This is a genomic window from Sphingomonas sp. CV7422 (assembly GCF_027945725.1).
GTDB classification, from domain to species: Bacteria; Pseudomonadota; Alphaproteobacteria; order Sphingomonadales; family Sphingomonadaceae; genus Sphingomonas; species Sphingomonas kyungheensis.
Genome location: NZ_CP115900.1, coordinates 1 through 2,500, shown reverse-complemented (window position 1 = coordinate 2,500; position 2,500 = coordinate 1). Strand labels below are relative to the sequence as shown.

Sequence of the window (2,500 nt, the reverse complement as noted above, 5' to 3'; positions counted from 1 at the left end):
AAATAGCTGGTTCTCCGCGAAAACTATTGAGGTAGTGCCTCGGATGGACACCCTAGGGGGTAGAGCACTGGATGGATGCGGGGGTCGCGAGATCTACCAACTCTAACCAAACTCCGAATACCTAGGAGTGATATCCGGGAGACAGACGGCGGGTGCTAAGGTCCGTCGTCAAAAGGGAAACAGCCCTGACCTACAGCTAAGGTCCCCAAGTTATCACTAAGTGGGAAAGCATGTGGAAATCCCAAAACAACCAGGAGGTTGGCTTAGAAGCAGCCATCCTTTAAAGAAAGCGTAACAGCTCACTGGTCTAAACAAGGGTTTCTGCGGCGAAGATGTAACGGGGCTCAAGTGATACACCGAAGCTTAGGGTGTGGCGCAAGCCACGCGGTAGCGGAGCGTTCCGTAAGCCTGTGAAGCGATCTGGTAATGGGTCGTGGAGGTATCGGAAGTGCGAATGCAGACATGAGTAGCGATAAAGAGGGTGAGATGCCCTCTCGCCGAAAGACCAAGGGTTCCTGCGCAAGGCTAATCCGCGCAGGGTGAGCCGGCCCCTAAGACGAGCCCGAAGGGGGTAGTCGATGGGAACCACGTTAATATTCGTGGGCCTGGTGGTGTGTGACGGATGGTGTGAGTTGTTCGGCCTTAACGGATTGGCCGGGCTTCGAAACTGTTCCAGGAAATAGCCCCACCGTATAGACCGTACCCGAAACCGACACAGGTGGTCAGGTAGAGTATACCAAGGCGCTTGAGAGAAGTGTCCTGAAGGAACTCGGCAAATTGCCTCCGTACCTTCGGAAGAAGGAGGCCCAGCATAAGCGCAAGCTCTTGCTGGGGGCACAGGCCAGGGGGTAGCGACTGTTTAGCAAAAACACAGGGCTCTGCTAAGTCGGCTTCAAGACGACGTATAGGGCCTGACGCCTGCCCGGTGCCTGAAGGTTAAGTGGAGGGGTGCAAGCTCTGAAATGAAGCCCAGGTAAACGGCGGCCGTAACTATAACGGTCCTAAGGTAGCGAAATTCCTTGTCGGGTAAGTTCCGACCTGCACGAATGGCGTAACGACTTCCCCACTGTCTCCAGGACATGCTCAGCGAAATTGAATTCTCCGTGAAGATGCGGAGTACCCGCGGTTAGACGGAAAGACCCCGTGCACCTTTACTGCAGCTTCAGAGTGGCATTAGGAAAGAACTGTGTAGCATAGGTGGGAGGCTTTGAAGCGTTGGCGCCAGCCGGCGTGGAGCCATAGGTGAAATACCACCCTGTTGTTTTCTGATGTCTAACCTCGCACCGTTAGCCGGTGCAGGGACCCTCTGTGGCGGGTAGTTTGACTGGGGCGGTCGCCTCCTAAAGAGTAACGGAGGCGCGCGATGGTGGGCTCAGGCCGGTTGGAAACCGGCTGTTAGAGTGCAATGGCATAAGCCCGCCTGACTGCGAGACTGACAAGTCGAGCAGAGACGAAAGTCGGTCATAGTGATCCGGTGGTCCCTCGTGGAAGGGCCATCGCTCAACGGATAAAAGGTACGCCGGGGATAACAGGCTGATAACCCCCAAGAGCTCATATCGACGGGGTTGTTTGGCACCTCGATGTCGACTCATCACATCCTGGGGCTGGAGCAGGTCCCAAGGGTTTGGCTGTTCGCCAATTAAAGTGGTACGTGAGTTGGGTTCAGAACGTCGCGAGACAGTTTGGTCCCTATCTGCCGTGGGCGTCGAAATTTGAGAGGAGTTGACCCTAGTACGAGAGGACCGGGTTGAACGTACCTCTGGTGTACCTGTCGTCGTGCCAACGGCGCAGCAGGGTAGCTATGTACGGACGGGATAACCGCTGAAAGCATCTAAGCGGGAAGCCTCCCTCAAGATAAGATTTCATAGGACGGTGAAAGACCATCACCTTGATAGATCGGATGTGGAAGTGCGGTAACGCATGGAGCTAACCGATACTAATTGTCCTAGTCGCGCTTGAGAGTTACACACCATCAATGACAACCTTGGGTTGCATGAGGCGGATGATACACTCCCAGCTGAAACAATAAGTGCACGCATCGATTTTGAACCAACCGGGGATCCGATGGCCCGCCGCAAGGCAATCGCCAGACGACCCTCGGCACTCCCGCATCGAAGTCCCACTTCGATGCGAGATTCATCCGCCCGCTCCATTGCCTGGTGGCTATAGCGTCGGTGTCCCACCCGATCCCATCCCGAACTCGGCCGTGAAACCCGACTGCGCCAATGGTACTATCGCTCAAGCGATGGAAGAGTAGGTCGTCGCCAGGCATTGTAGCCGGCGGATGAATATACAAGAACCCATTCACACACCCTCTCCCACAGAGAGGCACACCGTGCCGGGCACAACCCCGCACAACACCCAGTGTCGCGGGGTGGAGCAGCCCGGTAGCTCGTCAGGCTCATAACCTGAAGGTCACAGGTTCAAATCCTGTCCCCGCAACCATCCCAAAACACCACCAATGCCCCAGCCCCCACGGCCCGGGGCTTTCGTGCGTTTA

Annotated in this window: 1 tRNA gene and 2 rRNA genes (1 of these 3 cut by a window edge); all 3 read left to right on the top strand. The window is 55.9% G+C overall.

Annotation, left to right across the window (positions count from 1 at the left end):
* A 23S ribosomal RNA gene (locus PBN85_RS00015) occupies nucleotides 1-1,960 on the top strand (it extends 857 nt beyond the left edge of the window).
* Between the two features lie 195 nt (nucleotides 1,961-2,155).
* Nucleotides 2,156-2,270, top strand: a 5S ribosomal RNA gene (gene rrf, locus PBN85_RS00010).
* A 98-nt stretch (nucleotides 2,271-2,368) separates the two neighbouring features.
* A tRNA-Met gene (locus PBN85_RS00005) sits at nucleotides 2,369-2,445 on the top strand.
* Nucleotides 2,446-2,500 lie beyond the last annotated feature (55 nt).